21 protein-coding genes and 12 tRNA genes are annotated in these 24,896 nt (G+C 45.9%); 28 read left to right on the forward strand and 5 right to left on the reverse strand.

Going from position 1 to position 24,896, the window contains the following annotated elements; translation table 11 throughout:
- Positions 1-92 precede the first annotated feature (92 nt).
- A complete protein-coding gene (rsgA, locus tag J4N40_RS01420; protein ID WP_005386419.1) occupies positions 93-1,157 on the reverse strand; it encodes a small ribosomal subunit biogenesis GTPase RsgA in 1,065 nt (354 codons plus the stop codon).
- Positions 1,158-1,286: 129 nt separating this feature from the next.
- Here rsgA and orn point away from each other — a divergent pair, with 129 nt between their 5' ends.
- From orn to J4N40_RS01485, 13 genes are all read left to right on the forward strand, one after another.
- The gene (orn, locus tag J4N40_RS01425; protein ID WP_017635574.1) at positions 1,287-1,832 is read left to right on the forward strand and encodes an oligoribonuclease; all 546 of its coding nucleotides are present in this window, start codon (positions 1,287-1,289) and stop codon (positions 1,830-1,832) included.
- A gap of 156 nt (positions 1,833-1,988) precedes the next feature.
- Positions 1,989-2,064 (forward strand) — tRNA-Gly (locus J4N40_RS01430).
- A gap of 42 nt (positions 2,065-2,106) precedes the next feature.
- Positions 2,107-2,183, forward strand: a tRNA-Met gene (locus tag J4N40_RS01435).
- 2 nt (positions 2,184-2,185) lie between these two features.
- Positions 2,186-2,261, forward strand: a tRNA-Gly gene (locus J4N40_RS01440).
- 42 nt (positions 2,262-2,303) lie between these two features.
- A tRNA-Met gene (locus J4N40_RS01445) sits at positions 2,304-2,380 on the forward strand.
- A gap of 2 nt (positions 2,381-2,382) precedes the next feature.
- Positions 2,383-2,458, forward strand: a tRNA-Gly gene (locus J4N40_RS01450).
- A 42-nt stretch (positions 2,459-2,500) separates the two neighbouring features.
- Positions 2,501-2,577: transfer RNA gene (locus J4N40_RS01455), tRNA-Met, on the forward strand.
- A 2-nt stretch (positions 2,578-2,579) separates the two neighbouring features.
- A tRNA-Gly gene (locus J4N40_RS01460) sits at positions 2,580-2,655 on the forward strand.
- Positions 2,656-2,697: 42 nt separating this feature from the next.
- Positions 2,698-2,774, forward strand: a tRNA-Met gene (locus J4N40_RS01465).
- A 30-nt stretch (positions 2,775-2,804) separates the two neighbouring features.
- Positions 2,805-2,880: transfer RNA gene (locus J4N40_RS01470), tRNA-Gly, on the forward strand.
- 36 nt (positions 2,881-2,916) lie between these two features.
- Positions 2,917-2,992, forward strand: a tRNA-Gly gene (locus J4N40_RS01475).
- 36 nt (positions 2,993-3,028) lie between these two features.
- Positions 3,029-3,104, forward strand: a tRNA-Gly gene (locus J4N40_RS01480).
- A gap of 58 nt (positions 3,105-3,162) precedes the next feature.
- Positions 3,163-3,239 (forward strand) — tRNA-Met (locus J4N40_RS01485).
- Between the two features lie 620 nt (positions 3,240-3,859).
- On the opposite strand, the gene queG is transcribed toward J4N40_RS01485, so the two are convergent.
- The gene (gene queG, locus J4N40_RS01490; RefSeq protein ID WP_065274931.1) at positions 3,860-4,987 is read right to left on the reverse strand and encodes a tRNA epoxyqueuosine(34) reductase QueG; all 1,128 of its coding nucleotides are present in this window, start codon (positions 4,985-4,987) and stop codon (positions 3,860-3,862) included.
- A gap of 276 nt (positions 4,988-5,263) precedes the next feature.
- Here queG and tsaE point away from each other — a divergent pair, with 276 nt between their 5' ends.
- From tsaE to hflC, 8 genes are all read left to right on the forward strand, one after another.
- Entirely contained in the window at positions 5,264-5,728 is a 465-nt protein-coding gene (gene tsaE, locus J4N40_RS01495) for a tRNA (adenosine(37)-N6)-threonylcarbamoyltransferase complex ATPase subunit type 1 TsaE (protein WP_005381372.1), read from the forward strand.
- Entirely contained in the window at positions 5,722-7,431 is a 1,710-nt protein-coding gene (locus tag J4N40_RS01500) for an N-acetylmuramoyl-L-alanine amidase (RefSeq protein ID WP_005381374.1), read from the forward strand. The genes tsaE and J4N40_RS01500 overlap by 7 nt, the downstream gene beginning before the upstream one ends.
- An 18-nt stretch (positions 7,432-7,449) precedes the next feature.
- A complete protein-coding gene (mutL, locus tag J4N40_RS01505) occupies positions 7,450-9,462 on the forward strand; it encodes a DNA mismatch repair endonuclease MutL (RefSeq protein WP_025768795.1) in 2,013 nt (670 codons plus the stop codon).
- Entirely contained in the window at positions 9,459-10,391 is a 933-nt protein-coding gene (gene miaA, locus J4N40_RS01510; protein WP_005381378.1) for a tRNA (adenosine(37)-N6)-dimethylallyltransferase MiaA, read from the forward strand. The genes mutL and miaA overlap by 4 nt, the downstream gene beginning before the upstream one ends.
- A gap of 194 nt (positions 10,392-10,585) precedes the next feature.
- Positions 10,586-10,849, forward strand: coding sequence for an RNA chaperone Hfq (gene hfq / locus J4N40_RS01515; RefSeq protein ID WP_005381379.1), 264 nt, complete (start codon positions 10,586-10,588; stop codon positions 10,847-10,849).
- Between the two features lie 38 nt (positions 10,850-10,887).
- Positions 10,888-12,177, forward strand: a complete 1,290-nt coding sequence (hflX, locus tag J4N40_RS01520) for a ribosome rescue GTPase HflX (RefSeq protein ID WP_005381380.1) — start codon at positions 10,888-10,890, stop codon at positions 12,175-12,177.
- Between the two features lie 45 nt (positions 12,178-12,222).
- Positions 12,223-13,428, forward strand: a complete 1,206-nt coding sequence (gene hflK, locus J4N40_RS01525) for an FtsH protease activity modulator HflK (RefSeq protein WP_005381381.1) — start codon at positions 12,223-12,225, stop codon at positions 13,426-13,428.
- Between the two features lie 2 nt (positions 13,429-13,430).
- On the forward strand, positions 13,431-14,411 hold the full coding sequence (gene hflC / locus J4N40_RS01530) for a protease modulator HflC (RefSeq protein ID WP_005381382.1): 981 nt from the start codon (positions 13,431-13,433) through the stop codon (positions 14,409-14,411).
- A gap of 63 nt (positions 14,412-14,474) precedes the next feature.
- Here the strand turns inward: hflC and J4N40_RS01535 are convergent, their stop codons facing one another.
- Entirely contained in the window at positions 14,475-14,660 is a 186-nt protein-coding gene (locus J4N40_RS01535) for a DUF2065 domain-containing protein (RefSeq protein ID WP_005381383.1), read from the reverse strand.
- Between the two features lie 172 nt (positions 14,661-14,832).
- Between J4N40_RS01535 and J4N40_RS01540 the strand changes: the two genes are divergently transcribed.
- Both J4N40_RS01540 and motX read left to right on the forward strand, forming a co-directional pair.
- The gene (locus J4N40_RS01540; RefSeq protein ID WP_005381385.1) at positions 14,833-16,149 is read left to right on the forward strand and encodes an adenylosuccinate synthase; all 1,317 of its coding nucleotides are present in this window, start codon (positions 14,833-14,835) and stop codon (positions 16,147-16,149) included.
- 216 nt (positions 16,150-16,365) lie between these two features.
- Positions 16,366-17,001, forward strand: coding sequence for a flagellar protein MotX (motX, locus tag J4N40_RS01545; protein ID WP_005381388.1), 636 nt, complete (start codon positions 16,366-16,368; stop codon positions 16,999-17,001).
- An 80-nt stretch (positions 17,002-17,081) separates the two neighbouring features.
- On the opposite strand, the gene hmpA is transcribed toward motX, so the two are convergent.
- The gene (gene hmpA, locus J4N40_RS01550; protein WP_115386345.1) at positions 17,082-18,266 is read right to left on the reverse strand and encodes an NO-inducible flavohemoprotein; all 1,185 of its coding nucleotides are present in this window, start codon (positions 18,264-18,266) and stop codon (positions 17,082-17,084) included.
- A 157-nt stretch (positions 18,267-18,423) separates the two neighbouring features.
- Here hmpA and nsrR point away from each other — a divergent pair, with 157 nt between their 5' ends.
- The 5 genes from nsrR to trpS all read left to right on the forward strand — a co-directional run bounded on the left by nsrR (position 18,424) and on the right by trpS (position 24,213).
- Complete coding sequence (gene nsrR, locus J4N40_RS01555) at positions 18,424-18,849, forward strand: nitric oxide-sensing transcriptional repressor NsrR (protein WP_005381392.1); 426 nt, start codon at positions 18,424-18,426, stop codon at positions 18,847-18,849.
- Between the two features lie 115 nt (positions 18,850-18,964).
- Positions 18,965-21,472, forward strand: coding sequence for a ribonuclease R (rnr, locus tag J4N40_RS01560; RefSeq protein ID WP_115386344.1), 2,508 nt, complete (start codon positions 18,965-18,967; stop codon positions 21,470-21,472).
- Positions 21,473-21,539: 67 nt separating this feature from the next.
- The gene (rlmB, locus tag J4N40_RS01565) at positions 21,540-22,283 is read left to right on the forward strand and encodes a 23S rRNA (guanosine(2251)-2'-O)-methyltransferase RlmB (RefSeq protein WP_250654341.1); all 744 of its coding nucleotides are present in this window, start codon (positions 21,540-21,542) and stop codon (positions 22,281-22,283) included.
- Between the two features lie 110 nt (positions 22,284-22,393).
- Positions 22,394-23,080: a phosphoglycolate phosphatase gene (locus J4N40_RS01570; protein ID WP_005382834.1), complete on the forward strand. Its 687-nt coding sequence runs from the start codon at positions 22,394-22,396 to the stop codon at positions 23,078-23,080.
- A 116-nt stretch (positions 23,081-23,196) separates the two neighbouring features.
- The gene (gene trpS, locus J4N40_RS01575; protein WP_005381398.1) at positions 23,197-24,213 is read left to right on the forward strand and encodes a tryptophan--tRNA ligase; all 1,017 of its coding nucleotides are present in this window, start codon (positions 23,197-23,199) and stop codon (positions 24,211-24,213) included.
- Between the two features lie 57 nt (positions 24,214-24,270).
- Here the strand turns inward: trpS and J4N40_RS01580 are convergent, their stop codons facing one another.
- A complete protein-coding gene (locus tag J4N40_RS01580; protein WP_005381401.1) occupies positions 24,271-24,645 on the reverse strand; it encodes a hypothetical protein in 375 nt (124 codons plus the stop codon).
- Between the last annotated feature and the right edge of the window lie 251 nt (positions 24,646-24,896).

A 24,896-nucleotide genomic window follows, 5' to 3' on the forward strand; every position in this document is an offset into this window, starting at 1 on the left:
ATTCGCGCTTTAGGGCGCGTGATGTTACTGAAATTTAATTTGCTTGTCAGTATTAGGTGAAGACTTTTTACACAGTTACAGCCTTAACTCAATTACAGATCGGCTTTTTTATTACGTGAATACTGACGATTTGCTTTGTTTTCAACCATGCTTTCCAAAATGCGATGATAGTTTTCAAAGCGAGTTTCGTTAATTTCCCCGTTCTCGACAGCTTCGCGTAGAAGGCAGCCTGGGTCATCATTGTGTTTACAATCTCGGAACTTGCAACCGCCTAAATATGGTCGAAATTCAACGAATGCTTTTGTTACTTCTTCTGCTTCCAAATGCCAAAGACCAAATTCACGTACTCCAGGTGAGTCGATCAAATCGCCACCCGTTGGAATGTGGTATAAACGTGCAGCCGTCGTGGTGTGTTGGCCCAAGCCAGAGTTCTCAGAGACTTCGCCTTCTTCCACTTCGCTCTCTAGTTCCGGCATTAACGCGTTGACTAAGCTGGATTTCCCTACGCCTGATTGACCAACAAAGATATTAATTCGGTCACGCAGCAGGGTTTCTAGTTCAGCAATGCCTTCTCCAGACTTCTTGCTGACCAGAAGCACTTTATAGCCAATGCGTTCATATTCTTTGAGCCATTCTTCATACATTGCACGATCATCGGCTTCTAGAAGGTCGACTTTATTTAAGACCAACAATGGCGCAATATTCAGTGTTTCTGATGCAACGAGATAGCGGTCAATAATATTTAGCGATAGCTCTGGTAATACCGAAGAGACAATGACCATTTGATCAATATTGGCTGCAACGGGTTTTAGGCCATCGTAATAATCTGGACGAGTGAGCACTGAAGAGCGAGGTTCTACCGCTTCAACAACACCAGAGATGCCCGCCATAGACTCCAATCCTTCGCGCCATAAAACACGATCGCCAGATACTAGAGACTCAATACCACGGCGGAGGTTACAGCGTTGAATTTCGCCTGTTTCAAGGTCTTCAATGTCCGCGTGCTGACCAAAACGAGTGATCACGAGACCTTGCTTGCTGGCGCCTAGCATGTTTTCATCCCACTGGATGGAATCTTCTTGCTTCTTCAAACGCTTTTGTTGGTTGCTACGTACGCGTCGCACCTGACCTTTGGTTAACTTTTTCTTCTTTGCCACAATTCTGTACTTTATGTGAATTTACTCAAATGGTTGAGCCGTACTCTTGGCTCCGTGTATGAGTATCGTGTTTCTCGTATTTTGAGGTATAGTACCTCTTTTATCGATAAACAAATAGGCGGCGTAACCATGTCCTTTAGCGATCAAAACCTAATTTGGGTTGATTTAGAGATGACAGGGCTTGATCCTGAAACGCACAAAATCATCGAAATTGCTTCTATTGTCACGGATAGCGAACTAAATATTTTGGCTGAAGGTCCAGTGTTAGCGATTCATCAGCCGGAAGAAGAACTGGCGAAAATGGACGACTGGTGTACTAATACGCATACGGCAAGCGGTTTGGTGGAGCGCGTTCGAAACAGTCAAATCTCAGAACAAGACGCAGTCGCACAAACCATTGAATTTTTAGAAAAATGGGTGCCAAAAGGGGCGTCGCCAATATGTGGTAACAGCATTGGGCAGGATCGTCGCTTTTTATACAAGCATATGCCTGAGTTGGAAGAGTTCTTCCATTACCGATATGTTGACGTTAGTACTCTTAAAGAACTAGCACGTCGCTGGCAACCTGAGGTGCTAAATGGGTTCACAAAACAGGGAACACATTTGGCCTTGGACGACATTCGTGAGTCCATCGCAGAACTTAAGTACTATCGAGGTACTATTTTCAAGATTTAACTGTTAAGGTTGCGATCCAAATTGTTGTAATTTATATCGCTTTTGATTGCTTTTTCGTCGTTCAGTAAAAAAATAAAGTTTTTTTGAAGGAAGGACTTGCATCACAAAAAAATGCTCTTATAATTCGCAGCCCTAAACAGCGGAAACGTTGTTGATGCGACACTAGCTCAGTTGGTAGAGCGCAACCTTGCCAAGGTTGAGGTCACGAGTTCGAACCTCGTGTGTCGCTCCAGTTTCATAGTTCTCACGGTACTCAACGGTGACACAATACGGACGCGGGGTGGAGCAGCTTGGTAGCTCGTCGGGCTCATAACCCGAAGGTCGTCGGTTCAAATCCGGCCCCCGCAACCAATGCGACACTAGCTCAGTTGGTAGAGCGCAACCTTGCCAAGGTTGAGGTCACGAGTTCGAACCTCGTGTGTCGCTCCAGTTTCATAGTTCTCACGGTACTCAACGGTGACACAATACGGACGCGGGGTGGAGCAGCTTGGTAGCTCGTCGGGCTCATAACCCGAAGGTCGTCGGTTCAAATCCGGCCCCCGCAACCAATGCGACACTAGCTCAGTTGGTAGAGCGCAACCTTGCCAAGGTTGAGGTCACGAGTTCGAACCTCGTGTGTCGCTCCAGTTTTATAGTTCTCACGGTACTCAACGGTGACACAATACGGACGCGGGGTGGAGCAGCTTGGTAGCTCGTCGGGCTCATAACCCGAAGGTCGTCGGTTCAAATCCGGCCCCCGCAACCAATGCGACACTAGCTCAGTTGGTAGAGCGCAACCTTGCCAAGGTTGAGGTCACGAGTTCGAACCTCGTGTGTCGCTCCAGTTATATAGTTCTCACGGTACTCAACGGTGACACAATACGGACGCGGGGTGGAGCAGCTTGGTAGCTCGTCGGGCTCATAACCCGAAGGTCGTCGGTTCAAATCCGGCCCCCGCAACCAAATTCCATTAATAGCGACTGCTGTTAATATGCGACACTAGCTCAGTTGGTAGAGCGCAACCTTGCCAAGGTTGAGGTCACGAGTTCGAACCTCGTGTGTCGCTCCAATATATAGCCCTCATCGTGCTCAACGGTGACAAAATGCGACACTAGCTCAGTTGGTAGAGCGCAACCTTGCCAAGGTTGAGGTCACGAGTTCGAACCTCGTGTGTCGCTCCAATATATAGCCTTTATCGTGCTTAACGGTGACACAAGGCGACACTAGCTCAGTTGGTAGAGCGCAACCTTGCCAAGGTTGAGGTCACGAGTTCGAACCTCGTGTGTCGCTCCAGTTTCTTTTTATAAATGAAAGCAAAGCCTTCATCATCAACGAAGATGAAGCACTCGGACGCGGGGTGGAGCAGCTTGGTAGCTCGTCGGGCTCATAACCCGAAGGTCGTCGGTTCAAATCCGGCCCCCGCAACCAAATACAAGACGATAGATTGAGTACTTATTTAGTATACAATTGTTAAGTCGTCTACGGATGCGCCGCTTGATTCAACGCCTGCTTCTCGCAACCAATCACATCGCTCTTTTCATAATGCTGCGAAGCATGAATCCCCAAAAGCTAAACTTTTATCCGCATCATATGATGTCGGACGATTTCGTTTGTGTTTAAAACACGATATGAATCGGCTGACGTACAAGTATGATGAGGCTTCGCGTGTTTTATCTACTTTAATTAACAGAGTTATCCACATACGTCGTTCTGTGGATAAGTTGGTTGATAAAGTGTTTTTAGCTTGACTTTTTATGATGGGGAAGAAAGATCTTTTCTCTAAAGTGAAGTGGAAACAACAAAGAAATATCAATTAAATCTTTGTTATATAAAGAAAAAATAAGTTTTTTGTCGGATCGAGTACGTTAAAATACGATCATTAACTGGTATTTTTTTGATCCTAGTCATTTCTCCGAGCTGTGTTTAACTTTTTTCTGCTAGCTTGTTTTTCTTGAATCTCAAATTTTTTTCCACATTACAAAATTGAGAACAAGGTCATGAATTGAACATGCAAAAGTACTTTCAATCTCTTGCATATAGACTACGCTCTATGCGTCTCTCGGCAGTCCCTTCTCGACTATCCTTATTAAGCGTTGCTTTTTCGTCTCTATAGATGAATTACTCTCAGTGGGGAGTTGATTCAGTTGCTCTGTCAAAGCCCATTTAATGTGCTCATCAAGTAATTTATTTTCACCTTGCCGACTTTCCAGCGCATCTATGATTCGCTGACTATATTCTGCATTACCAAGTGCGACAGCGATGTTACGTAGCCACTGTATATGACCAATACGACGGATAGCGGAGCCTTCCATATTTTTTAGAAAAGTCGCTTCATCCCAGTTAAACATGTCGACGAGGTCAGGGTTTTTGAAACTGTCACGACGGTGGAAATCATCTTGCTCCGTTATGTCGGCGTAGCGGTTCCATGGGCAAACCAATTGACAGTCGTCACAACCATAAATGCGGTTACCCATTGGCTTTCGAAACTCTTCAGGAATCACGCCACCGAACTCGATGGTGAGATAAGAGATACAACGCCTGGCATCGACAACTTTGTCTTCAACGATGGCTTGTGTTGGGCATGATGTAATGCATGCTTTGCATTTACCGCACTGATCAACGCTTGGCTCATCAACGGGTAGTGGTAAGTCGATAAGTAGTTCACCTAAAAAGAACCACGATCCACAGTCTTGATCTAAAATCAGGGAATGTTTCCCGGTCCAACCTAAGCCCGCTTTTTGGGCGAGAGGTCGCTCTAATATTGGTGCGGAATCAACGAAAGGTCGGTAACCATATTGACCAACCTCTTGTTCAATAAGTTTGCCGAGCTTATTTAGCTGCTTTCTGACGAGCTTGTGATAATCGCGCCCTAGTGCGTAGCGGCTAATATAGGCATGACTTTTATTCGCGAGGTTCGAAGCGAATTGAGCCTCTGGTGGCAGATAGTCCATCCGGACGCTGATAACACGAACGGTTCCCGGGAGTAGCTCATGGGGTCTAGCACGCATCATACCGTGACGAGCCATCCAATCCATTGAGCCGTGATAGCCTGCATCAAGCCATTTTTGTAGTGCTGCTTCATGTTCACTCAGATCAACGTCGCAGATCCCAACTTTTTGGAAGCCGAGTTCTTTTCCCCAAACTTTGATTTGTTGTGCGAGTTGTTCGTAGTTCATGTTAACCACCGGAATAAAGGGGGGCGGATCTTAACGGATCTCTGGCTTTGGTGCTACCCAGTTAGGTACGTTTTTGATGTTGTGAATACTGCTTATTGACGTCATTTGCATATATTCTAAATCTAGGTCGATACTAAGATGATTAAGATACCGTTTATTGGATACTTTTTTCGCACATATGACATTTGAAAGCTTGTCTCTCAAAACCAACACGGTTTACTATTCCTGTTCTTTTGATTTTTATATAGTCAACGATCATTAGTTAGAGAAGCATCAATGAGCACGAAACAATTCAATTTAAAAGATGAGCATGAAACGGTTGCACTAGGCACCGCTTTGGCTCAGCTTTGTTCCCAGCAAACCACAATTTATCTGCATGGTGATTTGGGTGCAGGTAAAACAACCTTTAGTCGTGGTTTTGTCCGTGCTCTTGGTCATCAAGGTAACGTGAAAAGTCCAACTTATACTCTAGTCGAACCGTACCAGTTGGATCAGTGGCAAGTATATCACTTCGACCTTTATCGTCTTGCGGATCCTGAAGAGCTTGAGTTTATGGGTATTCGAGACTATTTCACAGACGATGCGATTTGCTTGGTTGAATGGCCTGAAAAAGGGCATGGCTTACTGCCACAACCGGATCTTGATGTAAACATTCGCTACCAAGGTGAGCAACGTGTAGCCGAACTAACAGCTAATAATGATTATGGTGTGCAGTTACTCAGTCGATTGGAGCTATGTTGAGTTTTTCAAATTTTAGAGTAGTGGCGACGTTTGTCGCCACTTTTCTCCTTCTCATCCCCAATTTAGCATTTGCTAACGTCGTTAAGAGTTTTCGAGTTTGGCCTTCACCTGATGAAACACGTGTTGTCATCGATTTAGGCTCGGAAGCTGACTATTCCTATTTCTCTTTATCAGGGCCGGATCGCCTTGTCGTGGATTTAAAAAGCACGACGATGCAGGCCAAACTGCCTGTTACTGTTACGGATAGCCCTGTTTTAAAACTGGTACGAAAAAGCTCGCCTCCAGAGAAGGGCACTTATCGTTTGGTGTTTGAACTAAAAAAGAGCGTTCAAGCGGAATTATTTAAATTAAGCCCAACACCAGGTGGGCAGTATGGTCACCGCTTGGTGATTGATTTACCGCACGGTAAGAAGGCATCGACCTCTAAACCGAGTAAGCCAGCGGCGGCCAGCAAAGACATGAGTTCAGTTCAACGAGCTCAAGAAGTGTTAATTGTTATCGACCCTGGTCACGGTGGGGAAGACCCTGGCTCTATTGGCCCTTCACGTCGTAAGTACGAGAAAGATGCGGTATTGAGTATCTCAAGAAAAATTGCTGCTCAGCTCGATGCGACTCCTGGTATTAAAACGCGCATGACTCGTACGGGAGATTATTTTGTAAACTTAAACCGTCGTGTCGCGATTGCTCGTGAAAATGATGCGCACTTGCTGATTTCCATTCACGCAGATGCGTTTACTTCACCGAAGCCTCGCGGTGGATCGGTCTTCGTACTAAATACTCGTCGTGCAAATACCGAAATTGCTCGTTGGGTCGAGAACCATGAGAAACAGTCTGAGTTATTGGGCGGCTCGGGTAATGCGTTCTTCACGAAGACAAAAGATCGTAACGTGAACCAAACTTTGTTGGACTTGCAGTTTAGTCATTCACAAAAAGAAGGCTATAAACTGGCAACAGAAATCCTAGGTGAGATGGGACGTGTTGCGCACCTGCATAACACCAAACCGATCAACACCAGCCTTGCGGTTTTACGCTCTCCACAGATTCCGTCTGTGCTAGTGGAAACGGGCTTTATTTCTAACCCAACAGAAGAGCGTTTACTGTTTCAACGAGCGCACCAAGATAAGTTAGCTCAGGCTATCACTAAGGCGGTCGTCAAGTACTTAAAAGATAACCCACCAGAGGGTACGGTGTTCTCGCCTTCAGCGAAGCCAATGGTACATATTGTAAAGCGTGGCGAGTCATTATCGGTGATCGCGAACAAATATGGGCTTAGCTCTAAAGCGCTGATGTCGGCAAACAACTTGAAGTCGACAGGCTTGGCAATTGGTCAGAAGCTCAACATTCCTTCTGCTGGTACGATTAAAGTGCCAAGTAAACCGATTACTGTTGAGACAGAAACCATTACGCACAAGGTTAAGTCTGGTGAGTTCTTAGGTAAGATTGCGAATCACTATAAAGTGAAGGTTTCAGATATCCGCCGAGAGAATAACTTGAAGTCAGATACCTTGTGGGTAGGGCAAAAGTTGAAGATAACGGTCGCGGTAAAAGATAAACCGATTCGTAAGCACAAGGTTTCTCGGGGTGAGTTCCTTGGCAAAATAGCGTCCAAATACGGCGTTAGCGTATCGAGCATTCGTAAAGCGAATAACTTACGCTCTGATCAGCTAGCGGTTGGGCAAGTCCTGATCATTCCAAACAAGTAGGTGAGCTCCTAACTCATTATGACGATTAAAATTTTGCCAGCCAGACTTGCAAACCAAATCGCCGCAGGGGAAGTGGTCGAAAGACCTGCTTCTGTGATTAAAGAGCTGGTTGAAAATAGTCTTGATTCTGGCGCAACTCGAATCGATATCGATATCGAGAAAGGAGGCGCAAAGCTGATTCGTGTTCGTGATAACGGAAAAGGTATCGCGAAAGATGAACTCGGCTTAGCGCTCAGTCGTCATGCGACATCTAAGATACATACCTTAGATGATCTCGAAGCCATTATGAGTCTAGGTTTTCGCGGTGAAGCGTTAGCCAGTATTAGCTCAGTCTCGCGTTTGACGCTCACGTCGCGTCCTGCGGCACAAGAAGAAGCCTGGAGTGCCTACTCCGAAGGGCGTGATATGCAGGTGAAGCTTAAGCCAGCAGCGCACCCGATTGGCACGACTGTTGAGGTGTTGGACTTATTTTTTAATACTCCAGCGCGTCGCAAGTTTCTTCGTACGGAGAAAACCGAATTTGCTCATATTGATGAGTTATTGAAACGCATTGCGTTAAGCCGCTTTGATGTCACCATCAATGTGCGTCATAACGGCAAGATCATCCGTCAATATCGCGCGGCGAAAAATCAGCTTCAAACCGAAAAGCGTATTGCTGCTGTCTGCGGTAATGCGTTTGTGCGGCATATGCTCAGAATCGAGCTTGAGCATCAAGGGTTAAAGTTACATGGGTGGATTACCACACCAGAGGGAGCAAGGCAGCAAAGCGATTTACAATATTGCTATGTGAATGGCCGAATGATGCGTGACAAATTAATCAATCACGCGATTCGTCAAAGCTATGAAATGAGCTTAAAGCCAGATCAGTTTGCTGCGTATGTGCTCTTTATTGAGCTAGATCCGCACCAAGTAGATGTGAATGTTCACCCTGCTAAGCATGAAGTGCGTTTCCACCAAGCTCGTTTGGTGCATGATTTCATCTATCAAGCTTTGACGGATGCACTTTCACAAAGCGCCGTGATTGATAAACCACAGGTGAATGAATCGGCATTTCATCGCGTGGAACCGACTGAGTCTGAAGAGATTGAGCATTCGCCAGAGCCTGAAAAAGTACAAGAGCCAGCATCTTCACCAGTACCAGAACGGGTTTATCAAGCGATAGAGAGTACACCGGCTTATCCTGGACGCAGTGATTATGAAGTGAAGCCTCGTAATAGCGGTCCTAGTGAAACCTCCGTGCGAGAGGCGCGCGTAGTGGAGTCATTCAAACGTAATGATTGGGTGGAATCCAAACCCGCACCAAAGCCAAGTCACAGTAAAGAGCGCCACGTAGAACCAGCGCCAACTAAACAAGAAGTACGCGCTTATCACGAGCTGTTGAAAACGCCAGAGTTTGAGGCTCAGGCAGTCACTCCAATAGCGCCCCAAACGATAACTTCGCACACATCAATGCCATCGATTACTGCATTAGGCAAAGCGCTGATGGTGGTCGATGAACAATTTGTTTTGATGGGCAGTGACAGTGGGGCGGCGTTAGTCTCGTTACCTAGAGCAGAATTTTATCGTGTAAAAGGCCAGCTCACTCCAAGCGATGGTGCACTTAAGGCACAACCTCTGCTTGTTCCTCTATCTATTAAGTTAGAGGCCGAATTAGTGAGACTGGCCCAAGATTATCAACAAGATTTGGCATTGCTTGGTATTCAATTGAAAGCGAGAAACGAGCACGCCTTAATGGTGATGGGCGTTCCAGCTCCGCTGCGTCAACAAAACTTACAAAATTTAGTACCAGATCTGTTATCTTACGCGCAATCTTGTGTGAACGAAGGTATAGCAGCGGCTCAGATGCTGTCTGAGTTGATAGATTGGCTCGCATTACAGGTCACGACAGTGAAGAGTCACTATACTTTTTCTGAAGCCATTCAAATTATTGCGGAACTTGAACAGCTAAGACATGGTCAATTGCCATTAGAAGATACAAAATTCGTATCCGCTGTTGATTTCTCTGCCACGATAGCCAAATTAAAACCATGACAGATAAACTACCTTTGGCGCTATTTTTAATGGGGCCAACTGCATCAGGCAAAACTGAGCTGGCGATTCGTCTTCGTCAAAAATTTCCGATTGAGATCATCAGTGTTGATTCTGCTTTGATCTACAAAGGGATGGATATCGGTACGGCGAAACCGGATGAAAAAGAGTTAAGTTTGGCGCCTCATCGCTTGATAGATATTTTGGATCCAAGTGAATCTTACTCTGTCGCCGACTTTCGTCGAGATGCATTGAAAGCGATGGATGATATTGTTGCAGAAGGAAAAATTCCACTTCTTGTGGGTGGAACAATGCTGTATTACAAGGCGTTACTTGAAGGTTTATCACCACTTCCTGCTGCAAATCCTGAAATTCGTCAGCAAATTGAACAAGAGGCATTGACTAAAGGTTGGTCAGTGTTGCACGATGAACTCAAAGAGGTTGATCCTGTGTCAGCCGCGAGAATCCATCCCAATGATCCCCAACGTTTATCTCGGGCATTGGAAGTTTTTCGCATTTCAGGTAAAACTTTGACTGAATTGACTCAAACGAAAGGTGAAAGCCTACCATACCGAGTCAAGCAGTTTGCAATAGCTCCCAAGGATAGGGCAGAACTTCACCGTCGGATTGAACTCCGTTTCGAGAAGATGATGGAAGCGGGCTTTGAAGAAGAAATGAAAGCGTTACATTCGCGAAAAGATCTTCACCCCGATCTTCCTTCCATACGATGCGTCGGTTACCGACAGATGTGGGAGTATTTAGATGGGGAGTGTACACGTGACGAAGCGGTATTTCGTGGCGTATGCGCGACTCGTCAATTGGCCAAGCGTCAAATCACCTGGTTACGCAGCTGGGATGATTTAACTTGGTTGGATAGCGAGAACATTGAACAGGCATTAGAAACGATGTCGGAAGCAATAGCATCTGATTGACATAGCTGTGTATAATGTGATCGTTTTTGCGTGAACGCACTCTCAAAGGATCTGTTGTTGGCGGTTTTTATACTATGCTGCTAATTACTTAGAGTGCATTTTTGATTCGTTTAGCTCAGATGCAAAAGCCGTATCTTTTGCATTGCACCACTAGCTAAATAATTACAACTACAAATTAAATAAGGAAAATAAAAATGGCTAAGGGGCAATCTCTACAAGACCCATTTCTAAACGCGCTACGTCGTGAGCGTATCCCGGTATCTATCTACCTTGTGAATGGTATTAAACTACAAGGTCAGATCGAATCATTCGATCAATTTGTGATCCTGCTGAAGAATACTGTTAACCAAATGGTGTACAAGCACGCGATCTCAACAGTTGTGCCGGCTCGTCCAGTGAGCCATCACAGCGGTGAACGTCCACAAGGTGAGCGTCCACAAGAGAAATCAGAAGATTAATTCTTCATCGAGTATTTTTAAAATAAGGAGTTGATTGCTTGTTTGACCGTTATGAATCCGGTGAGCGAGCCGTACTTGTTCATATCAACTTCACGCAAGAAGGTGAATGGGAAGATCTGGCTGAGTTCGAAATGCTGGTTTCTTCTGCTGGGGTAGAGGCGCTACAAGTGGTAACTGGTAGTCGTCAATCCCCACACCCGAAATACTATGTCGGAGAGGGTAAGGCCCAAGAGATTGCTACAGCGGTACAATCAACGGGTGCCGAAATTGTGATTTTTAATCACGCCCTCTCTCCTGCCCAAGAACGTAACCTCGAAGCACTGTGCCAATGTCGAGTTCTCGACCGCACTGGTCTTATTCTCGATATCTTTGCTCAACGAGCTCGAACACACGAAGGTAAGCTACAGGTAGAGCTGGCTCAACTTCGTCATATCTCTACTCGTTTGATTCGTGGTTGGACGCACCTTGAAAGGCAGAAAGGTGGTATCGGTTTACGTGGCCCGGGTGAAACCCAGCTGGAAACCGACCGTCGCTTATTGCGTGACAGAATCAAAGCCATCCTGCGACGCTTAGACAAAGTAGCGAAGCAGCGTGAACAAGGGCGCCGCGCCCGAAATCGAGCTGAAATCCCAACGGTTTCACTTGTGGGTTACACCAACGCGGGTAAGTCGACACTCTTCAACCGTATTACAGAAGCTGGCGTGTACGCGGCTGATCAATTATTTGCTACTTTGGACCCGACTTTACGTAAGATAGAGTTAGCAGATGTTGGTCCTGCCATCTTGGCAGACACGGTTGGTTTTATTCGACATTTGCCACACGACTTGGTTGCGGCCTTCAAGGCAACCTTGCAGGAAACGCAAGAAGCTGACATTTTGTTACATGTTGTTGATGCCAGTGATGAGCGTTTTCGTGAGAATATTCAAGCTGTTCATGAAGTACTAGAAGAGATCGACGCGCATGAAGTGCCGACTCTGGTTGTCATGAACAAAATCGACAATCTAGATTCGCAGAAACCACGTATAGAACGAGACGAGGAAGGCGTACCTCGCGCAGTTTGGGTTTCAGCAATGGATGGGTTGGGCATTGATGTCCTGTTTGAGGCGCTGACGGAACGTCTGGCGTCACAAATGGTCGAGCATCAGTTGCGAATTCCTCCACAGTATCAAGGACGATTCCGTAGTACCTTCTTCCAAATGAAGTGTATTCAACGTGAGGAATATGACCAGGATGGTAACTTGTTGATCGATATTCGAATGCAGCAAGTAGATTGGTCTAGACTTGAAAAAAGAGAAGGGGCAGTTTTGACTGGCTTTATAGTCACTTAAAGGACTGCTACAGTATAACGTCATATCAAATGATGGAGCTTTCTAATGGCGTGGAATGAGCCTGGAAATAACAACGGCAACAATGGCCGCGATAATGACCCTTGGGGTAATAATAATCGTGGTGGCCAGCGTCCTGGTGGCCGAGATCAAGGTCCGCCAGATTTAGATGAAGTGTTCAACAAACTGAGTCAAAAGCTGGGCGGCAAGTTTGGTAAAAAAGGCGGCGGTGGTTCTCCAATCGGCGGCGGTGGTGGTAGTGCAATTGGCTTTGGCGTGATTGCTCTGATTGCTGTTGCAGTTTGGTTCTTCGCTGGTTTTTACACCATCGGTGAAGCAGAGCGTGGTGTTGTACTGCGTTTAGGTAAATACGATCGTATCGTAGACCCAGGTCTTAACTGGCGTCCTCGCTTTATTGATGAGTACGAAGCGGTAAACGTACAAGCGATTCGTTCACTACGTGCATCTGGTCTAATGCTGACTAAAGATGAAAACGTTGTAACAGTTGCGATGGATGTTCAGTACCGAGTGACTGACCCATACAAATACTTGTACCGTGTAACCAATGCAGACGACAGCTTGCGTCAAGCAACGGATTCTGCACTACGTGCAGTAATTGGTGACTCATTGATGGATAGCATTCTAACCAGTGGTCGTCAGCAAATTCGTCAAACTACGCAAGAAACACTGAACCAAATCATTGATAGCTATGATATGGGTCTGGTACTTGTTGATGTGAACTTCCAGTCTGCTCGTCCACCAGAGCAAGTGAAAGATGCGTTTGATGATGCAATCGCAGCACGTGAGGATGAAGAGCGTTTCATTCGTGAAGCTGAAGCATACAAGAACGAAATCTTGCCTAAGGCAACGGGTCGTGCAGAGCGTTTGAAGAAAGAAGCACAAGGTTACAATGAGCGTGTCACTAACGAGGCTCTTGGTCAGGTAGCACAGTTCGAAAAACTACTACCAGAATACCAAGCAGCGCCTGGTGTAACGCGTGATCGTCTGTACATTGACGCAATGGAAGAGGTGTACTCAAGCACTTCGAAAGTGTTGATTGACTCGGAATCAAGCGGCAATCTTCTTTACCTTCCAATTGATAAGTTGGCGGGACAAGAGGGCAAAGCAGATACCAAACGTAAATCGAAGTCATCTTCAACCTATGATCAAATTCAACTTGAGTCTGATCGTACACAAGAAGACACTTCGAACTCGCAGTCTCGTTCAACAGGTTCACGTCAAGGGAGATACTAAGAATGCGTAAGTTAATGATCCCTGTACTGGTAATCGCACTGGCATTAATGTTGATGTCTTTGTTTGTGATTCCTGAAGGTGAGCGCGGTATCGTGGTTCGATTTGGTCGTGTCTTGAAAGACAACAACGACATCACTCGAATTTACGAGCCTGGTCTGCATTTCAAGATGCCTTTGTTTGACCGTGTGAAACAACTTGATGCACGTATCCAAACAATGGATGGCCGTGCAGACCGTTTCGTAACGTCTGAGAAAAAAGACGTTATCATTGATACCTACGTGAAGTGGCGTATTGAAGATTTTGGTCGCTACTACCTCGCGACTGGCGGTGGTAACTCGCTAACGGCAGAGGCACTACTTGAGCGTAAAGTGACGGACGTGCTTCGTTCTGAAATCGGTGCTCGTGAAATCAAACAGATCGTATCTGGTCCACGTAACGATGATGTGCTACCAGAAGACGCAAGTGCCGATGTTGTCGCAACTGAAGCGGCTCGTGAGGCGCTTGAGATTGATGGTGAACGCGACCTAATCATGTCTGAAGTATTGAAAGACACGCGTGAAAGCGCAATGAAAGACTTGGGTGTTCGTGTCGTTGATTTCCGAATGAAGAAAATCAACCTGCCTGATGAAATCAGTGAGTCTATCTACCGTCGTATGCGTGCGGAGCGTGAGTCCGTTGCTCGTAAGCACCGTTCTCAAGGTCGTGAAAAAGCGGAAGTTATTCGTGCTCAAGCAGAACTAGAAGTAGCAACTATTCTAGCTGAAGCTGATAAAACTGCGCGTGTGACACGAGGTGAGGCGGATGCTGAAGCTGCGAAGATTTATGCTGAAGCGTACAACAAAGACCCTGAGTTCTTTAGCTTCCTACGCTCGCTACGTGCGTATGAGAAGTCCTTCAGCTCTAAGAGCGATATTCTGGTGCTTGATCCGAAGAGTGAGTTCTTCCAATACATGAACCAGTCGAAGGGCAGCATGGAGAAATAATCTCCGCTTCTCATTGAAATAAAAGGCTCCTTAGGGAGCCTTTTTTGTATCTGATGCTAAGTGCTAGCTCATCATGATGGCGATTACGGCTCCAGCAACTACTAGGCAACCACCGATGCGTCGTAGCTGATTGTTGGGTTGTTCACTTAATTGAGCCACCATATTCCGCCAACCGTTAGGAGCAATCAGTGGCCCAATGCCTTCCACGATCAAGACGAGCCCAATCGCCAACCATATGGATTCAGACATAGCGCTTTCCAGTCGAATAGAGAAAGCTAAATACTATCAGTGATATGCTGATTTCAAAATGAACAAAGCGGCAAGATGACATTCTGGTAGCAACTCTGTGAACAAAAAATGACTGCAAGAAGCGTGATTCGGTGCTAGAATCCATTTTTAACTAGCAATCAGACTTGGAAAGATGGGAAATAACGTAGTCGTTCTAGGCACCCAATGGGGTGACGAAGGTAAAGGTAAAATCGTAGACCTTTTAACTGAAGATGCAAAATACGTGGTACGCTACCAAGGCGGTCACAACGCAGGTCACACTCTCGTAATTGACGGTGAAAAAACCGTTCTTCACTTAATTCCATCAGGTATCCTTCGCGATAACGTAAAATGTGTTATCGGTAACGGTGTTGTACTATCACCTGAAGCTCTACTTAAAGAAATGAAGCCTCTTGAAGAGCGCGGTATTCCAGTACGCGAGCGTCTTTTCATTTCTGAAGCATGTCCGCTAATTCTTCCTTACCACGTTGCAATGGACCAAGCTCGCGAAATCGCTCGCGGTAAAAAAGCTATCGGTACTACTGGTCGTGGTATCGGTCCAGCATACGAAGATAAAGTTGCTCGTCGCGGTCTACGCGTTGGCGACCTATTCGATATGGCGACTTTCGCAGAGAAGCTAAAAGAAGTCATGGAGTTCCATAACTTCCAACTAGTTAACTTCTACAAAGCGGAGCCAGTAAGCTACGAAGAAGTACTTGAGCAAGCTAAAGGCTACGCTGAACTACTAACGTCAATGGTTATCGACGTAACTGACGAACTAGACGCAGCACGTAAGCGCGGCGACAAGATCATGTTCGAAGGTGCACAAGGTACACTACTTGATATCGACCACGGTACTTACCCGTACGTAACGTCTTCTAACACGACTGCTGGTGGTGTTGCTGCAGGTTCTGGTTTTGGTCCTCGTCACATCGGTTACATCTTGGGTATCGCAAAAGCGTACTGTACTCGCGTTGGTGCTGGTCCATTCCCGACTGAACTATACGACGGTTTAGATAAGCAAGATCCAATTGGTAAGCACTTAGGTGAAGTTGGCCACGAGTTCGGTGCGACAACTGGTCGTCTACGTCGTACAGGTTGGTTCGATGCTGTTGCTATGCGTCGTGCAATCCAAATCAACTCTGTATCTGGTTTCTGTCTAACTAAACTAGACGTACTAGATGGTCTAGAAGAGCTAAAAATCTGTACTGGTTACAAGATGGAAGATGGCTCTGTGCTAGAAGTTTCTCCGATGGCTGCTGAAGCATTCGAAAAAGCAACGCCAATCTACGAAACAATGCCTGGTTGGTCTGAGAACACATTTGGTGCTAAGTCACTAGATGCTCTACCACAAGCCGCTCTTGACTACATCAAGCGTATTGAAGAGCTAACTGGCGTTCCAGTAGACATCATCTCTACAGGTCCTGACCGTAACGAAACTATCATCAAAGTTCACCCATTCGAAGCTTAATTGATAGCCGTTAAAGATTGCAAAAGCCGACCTTCTGGTCGGCTTTTTTGTATCTGAACAAAAACAGCGTGACTCTCATATGGCAAGCTTTTGCCGCTGAGCCTAAATCAGAGGCAAAAATTGTCTAAAGCTTAGCTGTTTTTTGCCGATAAGGTTATCAAGCAGAGGAGATCCTTCACCGATCTTTGGTTTCTTAGATACCTTAAGGGTACGTTTATGAAGTTACGAACAGTGGCTGCTTCACTGTTGTTGACCTTGGTTGCTACCACAGTGAAAGCCAATGTTGCTGATGTGGGGGCACCAGTTCCGATCTATACCGAAGCAGAGCTGATAAAGCTTATTGAGCAAAATAAGCACTTACAACGTGTGCGCGCTGATAACTGCCAGCTGGTGGAGGATATCGTAGCTCGTGCGACTCGAATTAACTTACCCGCTTATGAATTTCTGTACGGAGATATGTTGGCTTGGGGGGTGTGTGTCGAGCAAGATGTCGAACTGGGTCTTTACTACATCGAAAATGCAGCGCATCAGGGGTTACCAGCTGCACTAGAGCAGATTGGCCGATACTATTCGCGTGGCACTTTAGTACAGCAAGATAAAGAACGTGCAATTCCATATTTGCGAGAAGCTGCGTCAATGGGAAACCTAAACGCGCGTATTCATCTGGCCGAGTTGCTTTTACGTGATTATGGCAGTCCACTCGATTACGAAGATGCGTATCGTTGGCTATATAACTCTGTCACAGCAGATAAGCGGCAGCATAAGCGCATAACTGTATTGAGAAACGGCCTTGAACAGCGCATGCCACAAAACGTTATTGCTCGAGCTAAACGGCGAGACACCTTTTGGTAACGCTTCAATATTGCAAACAACTTCATACAACAAAGCCCACGTCACGTGGGCTTTGTTGTTTTCCCGATAGTTGGTAGCGCTTAAACCACTTTGTGTGGACCGAAGCATTCGTAATGGAATTGCTCTTCTGGTACGCCAAGTTCTAATAGCTGTTTCGCTACGTGCTGCATAAATCCTACAGGACCACAGAAGTATACCTGCACGTTATCTTGCTTTAATGCAGCTTCAATTTCATACAGATTGACAAAGCCCGTGAAGTGGAAGTCTTCGCCTAGCTTGTCTTCTGCCGTTGGTTGGTTATACCAAACGAACGCGTTCATATTTTCTTTTTCTGCAACGAGTTGGTTTACGTGTTGCTTGAAAGCATGCTGTTGGCCATTTTCTGTTGCATGAACCCAAGTTACAGGTGCTTGATGTGCTGAGAGACTTTCTAGCATTGACAGCGTTGGAGTAAGTCCCACACCAGCAGAAATTAGAACAACGGGTGTTTGTGGTTCGGCATCCATAAAGAAATCACCGGCAGGGGCCGCAAGCTGCACTTTTTCGCCAATGTTCAGGCTATCGTGCAGGTAGTTCGACACTTTTCCGCCTTCTTCACGTTTTACTGAGATACGGTAGGTGTTCTCTTGGACCGCAGAAGACAGGCTATATTGGCGAATTTCTTGGTTTTCTAACTGGTCACTGTTGATGTAGATGCCAAGGTATTGTCCCGGTTTATACGGCGCCACTTTTTGGCCATCGGTTGGCTTGAACACAAAGCTGCAAATGTGTTCGCTCTCAATCTTTTTATCGACTAATTCAAATTCGCGTAGACCGCGCCAGCCGCCTTCCAAAGCTTCATTTTGTTGGTAAATTTGTTCTTCGCGCTGAATAAATACATTCGCAAGTACGCCGTAAGCCTCAGCCCAAGCATCCAACACTTCTTGACCTGGATTAAAAAGCTCATCGATTGTCGCAAGTAAATGCTTACCAACGATTTGGTACTGATCTTCTGTGATCAAAAAGCTCGTGTGCTTATGCGCAATTTTCTCTACTGCGCCAAGCAGAGCTGGCAAATTTTCAATATTGGCAGCATAGGCACAGATAGCGTTGAATAATGCTTCACGCTGATCGCCGTTACGCTGGTTACTCATGTTAAAAATATCTTTCAACTCAGGGTTATGAGTAAACATACGCTCGTAAAAGTGCGCGGTCAGTTTTGGTCCTGTTTCGGCGATGAGTGGTGCGGTCGCTTTGACGATCTCGATAGTTTGATTGCTGAGCATAAGGGCTTCCTACTTTAAGTTGTATTTATAATGCATGTTTAAAGTTGTATCTCAAATGTATCTTTCGATCAAGAAAAGATTTACACTTTTATCGATAGCTCAAGTTTGGGGTTTTAGCATCACCAGCGGGTTATTGAGTCGCACTTTGGGAGAGAATATGCAGTTAACTAGTTTCACTGATTATGCGTTGAGAACCTTAATTTTCTTGGCTTCGTTGCCGGAAGATGAGTTAACCAGCATTACCGAAGTGACGGATTTATTTGGTGTGTCGCGCAACCATATGGTTAAAGTTATCAATCGGTTAGGGCAGTTGGGTTATGTCCATACCGTGCGCGGAAAAAACGGTGGTATCCGGCTGATGAAGCCAGCGTCTGAAATCACAGTCGGTGGTGTTGTGCGCGATTTAGAGCCGTTAGATTTAGTCAACTGTGGTGTGGATTTTTGCCATATTACCCCTGCTTGCCGCCTCAAAGATAAATTGGCGAAAGCAAAAAGTGCCTTTCTGGCGGAGTTGGATGACTGCACGATTGAATCCTTGCTCAGTGACAATTCTGAACTTTTGATCTTGCTGGCTCGTCCTTAACTCATTTGCATGCCTAGAGTCGATCTCGATCATTCTTTTTTCAAAGCAATTCTGTAGCTTATCGAGAGACTCAGATATACTAGCCATATACCTTCCTTGCTAGATAGGCGTGCCTATGTCAGACAATATTCCAAACGATCCTTTTGCAGAGCGTGAATCCAAAAATTACGAAAATCCAATTCCAAGCCGAGAGTTTATCATCGAGTTTCTAGAGCAAGCGGGCGTTCCAATGAATCGTAACGACTTGTTTGAGGCACTAAAGCTTGAGGGCGAAGAGCAATACGAAGGGTTGCGTCGTCGGCTACGTGCGATGGAGCGAGATGGCCAACTGGTGTTTACCCGCCGTCAGTGCTATGCATTGCCTGAAAAACTTGAAATGGTGAAAGGTTACGTGATTGGTCATCGTGATGGCCATGGTTGGGTACGTCCAGAAGGCAGCGTCGGCAAGGATGATGATATTCTGTTACCGCACCATCAGATGAAGAACATCATCCACGGTGATTTTGTCTTAGTGCAACCGACAGACAACAGCAAGCGCGGCCGCCGTGAAGGACGTTTGGTGCGTGTGCTAGAGGAGCGCAATGATCAAATCGTTGGTCGTTTCTTCCTTGAATATGGATACTCCTATGTTGTCCCAGATGACTCGCGTATCAGCCAAGATATCCTGATCCCAAATGAGCACAAAGCGGGTGCACGCATGGGTAACGTAGTCGTAATTGAAATTACTGATCGTGGCTCACGCTCACGCGGCATGATGGGTAAAGTGGTTGAAGTCCTTGGTGAAAACATGGCACCAGGTATGGAAACACAAATTGCGATTCGTACACACCAAATCCCTCACGAATGGCCAGAAGCCGTCGATAAACAAATCGAAAACTTAGGCGAAGAAGTACCAGAAGAAGCGAAAGTTGGTCGTGTGGATCTACGTGATTTGCCACTAGTGACCATTGACGGCGAAGACGCACGAGACTTTGATGATGCCGTTTACTGTGAAAAGAACAAAGAAGGTGGTTGGCGTTTATGGGTAGCGATTGCTGACGTCAGTTACTACGTTCGTCCTGACTCTGCGTTGGACAAAGAAGCGATCAATCGTGGTAACTCAGTATATTTCCCTTCGCAAGTTGTGCCAATGTTGCCAGAAGTACTGTCGAACGGTCTATGTTCGCTTAACCCGCAAGTAGATCGCTTGTGTATGGTGTGCGAAATGACCATTTCCGATACAGGTAAGCTGTCTGGTTACAAGCATTACGAGGCGGTGATGAACTCGCACGCTCGTCTCACATATAGCAAAGTGAGCGCGATTCTAGAAGGGGATGAAGAACTACGTGAGCGCTACCAGCCGCTTGTTTCTCATCTAGAAGAGTTGCACAAGATGTACAAAGTGCTGAAAGAAGCACGAGATCAACGCGGTGCAATCGAATTTGAAACCGTTGAAACCAAATTTATTTTCAATGCGGAACGTAAAATCGAAAGCATTGAGCCAGTAATTCGTAATGACGCGCATAAGATCATCGAAGAATGTATGATTTTAGCCAACATTGCTTCGGCATCGCTGGTAGAAAAAACGAAAGAGCCCGCGCTTTATCGTATCCACGAATCTCCAGGTGAATTACGTCTGCAAGGTTTCCGTGACTTCTTAAGTGAACTTGGTCTTGAGCTAAAAGGTGGTTTAGAGCCTTCACCAACGGACTATGCTGATCTCGCACGTCAAATCTCCGGGCGTCAAGATCAAGAGTTGATTCAGACCATGCTGCTACGCTCAATGAAGCAAGCGGTATACAACGCAGATAACGCGGGGCACTTTGGGTTGGCATTGAAACGCTATGCACACTTTACGTCGCCAATTCGTCGTTACCCTGACTTGTTACTTCACCGTGCAATCAAGTATCTGATTGCTAAAGAAGAAGGTCGTAATCAAGATCGCTGGACACCAACAGGTGGCTATCATTACTCGTTTGACGACATGGATTTTTACGGCGAACAATGTTCGATGACAGAGCGCCGTGCTGATGATGCAACACGTGATGTTGCGGATTGGCTGAAGTGTGAATATATGCAAGACCACGTCGGTGACGAACTAGACGGTGTTATTGCTAATGTCACTAGCTTTGGCTTCTTTGTACGTTTAACGGATTTGCACATCGATGGTTTGGTACATATTTCTACCCTTGCGAACGACTACTATCAATTTGACCCGATTGGTCAACGACTTATTGGTGAAAGTTTCGGTAACATCTACCGCTTAGGTGATGCAGTAAAAGTAAAAGTACTGGCTGTTAACCTCGATGATAAGCAAATTGACTTTGAATTGGTCGAAACAAGTCGTAAGCTACGCGGCGAAGGTAAGACTGCGAAGAAACGCGCAGCGGAAGCAAAACGCAAAGCGAAAGATAAAAAACGCGCTGCGACTCGCTCTTCATCGAAGGAAGGTGGCGCGGCTCGTGCAGTTCCTGCGATAGAGCCAACTAAACGCCCAGAAGAAACGGGCGCAACGAGTAAGCGTAATGGCCCAAAACGTGGTGACGCTGAAGGCAACGAGAAGCCTAAAGTGAAAAAAGCACGTAAAAAGAAGCCGCACAGTAAGCCGAAGAAAACCAAGCGCACTAAAAAAGAAGCGCAGTAGGTTGAAGCGCCAACTTAGTTCAAACTTGGTTGGCGCAGGCAATACGACCAGAACAACAGGTTAAACAATGAGTAACGAATTTATCTACGGCATTCACGCAGTGAAGGCGGTATTGGAGCGCGAACCAGAGCGTTTTATCGAGGCGTACGTTTTAAAAGGTCGTCAAGATGATCGCCTAATGCCAATCCTAAATGATCTTCAGGTTTGTGGTGTTTTTATTCAGCAGATGACACGTAAAACCTTGGATGACAAAGCGCGCGGTGCAAATCACCAAGGCATCATCGCTCGTGTGAAACCAGCGAAGCAGCTGAATGAGAACGATATAGATGACATCCTGGCGCAGCACGAATCACCACTGCTATTAGTGTTAGACGGAGTGACCGATCCACACAATCTTGGTGCGTGTTTACGTAACGCAGATGCGGCAGGTGCTGCGGCGATCATCGTACCGAAAGATCGTTCTGCACCGATGAACGCAACCGTAAGCAAAGTGGCTTGTGGTGCAGCTGAAGTCGTGCCATTGATCCGAGTGACTAACTTGGCTCGTACTATGCGTACATTGCAAGAGAAAGGCATCTGGTTTGTTGGTACTGCGGGCGAAGCAACGCACGACATCTACCAAGCAAAACTGACTGGACCCCTTGCTATCGTAATGGGGGCAGAAGGTGATGGTATGCGTCGTCTGACTCGTGAAACCTGCGACGATTTGATTAAGATCCCAATGGCTGGTAGCGTTTCAAGCTTGAACGTATCTGTGGCATCCGGCATCTGTTTGTTTGAGGCAGTTCGTCAGCGTATTGCTGCAAAGTAACGACGAAACAAACAGTTACTGTAGAATCAGACATAATGATAAAAACAAAGGATGGGGTGCCATCCTTTGTCGTTTTCACCTATTTATAAATAAAAATCCTCAGGGAAGTTATGACTCAACAAGACATTAAATTCATCGCCTTCGATCTAGATGGTACTTTGCTTGATAGCGTGCCAGATCTAGCTGTCGCGGCAGACCAAGCGGTACAGGCGCTTGGCTTTCCATCGGTTTCAGAAGAACAAGTTCGTGATTATGTGGGTAACGGCGCAGACGTGCTTATTGGTCGCTCATTAAGCCAAAGCCTGACCATCAACCCGGAGCTGAGTGAAGAGCTTCGTGCTAAAGCGCGTGTATTGTTTGATGATTACTACGAGCAAAGCGGTCACAAGCTAAGTCATCTTTACCCAACGGTAAAAGAGACACTAGCAGAGCTGCACAAAGCGGGCTTTGTTATGGCGTTGGTGACCAACAAACCTTCAAAGTTTGTGCCTGACGTTTTGGAAAAGCACGACATCGCAAAATACTTCGTTGATGTCCTTGGCGGTGATGCATTCCCAGAGAAAAAACCAAACCCAGTAGCATTGAACTGGCTAATGGAAAAGCACCAAATCCAACCAAGTGAAATGCTGATGGTTGGCGACTCGAAAAACGATATTCTCGCAGCAAAGAATGCAGGCTGTGCCTCATTTGGTCTGACATATGGTTACAACCACGGTGAACCTATTTCAGCATCAAATCCAGATTTCGTCGCTGACAGTTTGGCAGAATTATTGGACGTTGTAGCGGTTTCTGCATAACGGCTACAAAAGAGCTTCCAAAATACTCGTTAATGAGTACACTGAGTAAACCGTGCACCTATTACTGCACGGTTTTTTTCATTTAATTAGATTAAGAAGTCAAAGGAATCATTCTAATGAGCAAACCCATTGTATTGAGTGGTGTTCAACCTTCAGGTGAACTAAGTATCGGTAACTACTTGGGTGCTCTACGTCAATGGCAGCAGATGCAAGACGATTATGATTGCCAATATTGTGTGGTAGACCTTCACGCGATTACGGTTCGTCAGGACCCTAAAGCGCTGCATGAAGCAACTCTAGACGCACTGGCAATTTGTCTGGCAGTTGGTGTTGACCCGAAGAAGAGCACGCTATTTGTTCAGTCACATGTACCAGAGCATGCTCAATTAGGTTGGCTTCTTAACTGCTACACTCAAATGGGTGAGCTGAGCCGTATGACTCAGTTTAAAGACAAATCGGCACGTTACGCGAATGACGTAAACGTCGGTCTATTTGACTACCCGGTGTTGATGGCGGCTGACATTTTGCTTTACGGTGCACACCAAGTACCTGTAGGCAGTGACCAGAAGCAACATCTAGAATTAGCGCGCGATATCGCAACGCGTTTCAACAATATTTACTCGCCAGAGCAGCCAATCTTCCAAGTTCCAGAGCCTTACATTCCGACAGTAAATGCGCGTGTAATGAGCCTTCAAGATGCAACGAAGAAGATGTCTAAATCTGATGACAACCGTAAGAACGTTATCACGCTGCTGGAAGAGCCTAAGTCGATCCTTAAGAAGATCAACAAAGCGCAAACCGATACCGAAACGCCACCAAGTATCCGTCATGATATCGAGAACAAGGCGGGCATTGCTAACCTAATGGGTCTGTACTCCGCGGCGACAGGCATGAGCTTCGAAGAGATTGAAGCGAAGTACCAAGGCGTAGAAATGTATGGCCCATTTAAGAAAGATGTTGGTGAGGCAGTTGTAGCAATGCTTGAGCCAATTCAAGCAGAATATCACCGTATTCGCGCTGATCGTGCTTACATGGACGAGGTAATGCAGCAAGGCGCTGAGAAAGCCTCGGCACGAGCGGCTGAAACGCTTAAGAAAGCATACGAAGCAGTAGGTTTTGTAGCTCGCCCATAGTTGCTAAGAACGAATACGAAAAAGCTCCACTTTGGTGGGGCTTTTTTTATGCCTGTATTACTGAAATGGTGTGTCTTTCATACAGCGTTCCATGTCGTAATATTCAACACGTCCTCGAGCCCCTAGAAAGGCAGACTTCACAACCATGCCTCTATCAATGAAGTAACTAAGCTGTACGCATGATATATCGTAGCTGAGTTCTTTAATTCTCGCTGGAATCCAGTAGGTTCCTGGCGTTCTTAGACGCTGAGTAAAGGTAATAACACCCTCGTCACTGACTTCTAGCTCTTCAATACCATCCAGTTCATTTTTGGCTGATTCGATGATGTCTTGATTCGCCGTAGGTTGAAGTGGCTCACTGGCGGTCAACTGACACCCCGCTATCAAGCCAAGTAGGGAGAGAGCTAGCACACTGCGTTGAATTTTTTTCATTTGTCGTTCCTGGGTTTACAGCTAATGAGATCTTATTGTCTCGCGCAGGTGTTATATCTTTTGTGTATGTTTTTAGCTAGTGAGTAATGAAAAGTTATTGAATAAATCATGAAAACTTTGAAGTATGAGGGGCCTGTATAAGAGAGAGCGAAGCGAGTAATAGATTCTTGGGCTTGAACAGTGATGCAAGTGAAAATTAAAGCATTCTAAATTAGTGACTAATTATATTTTTTATTTGTAATAGGAACGGT

The sequence above is a fragment of the Vibrio sp. SCSIO 43097 genome, assembly GCF_023650755.1.
Classification (GTDB): Bacteria; Pseudomonadota; Gammaproteobacteria; order Enterobacterales; family Vibrionaceae; genus Vibrio; species Vibrio alginolyticus.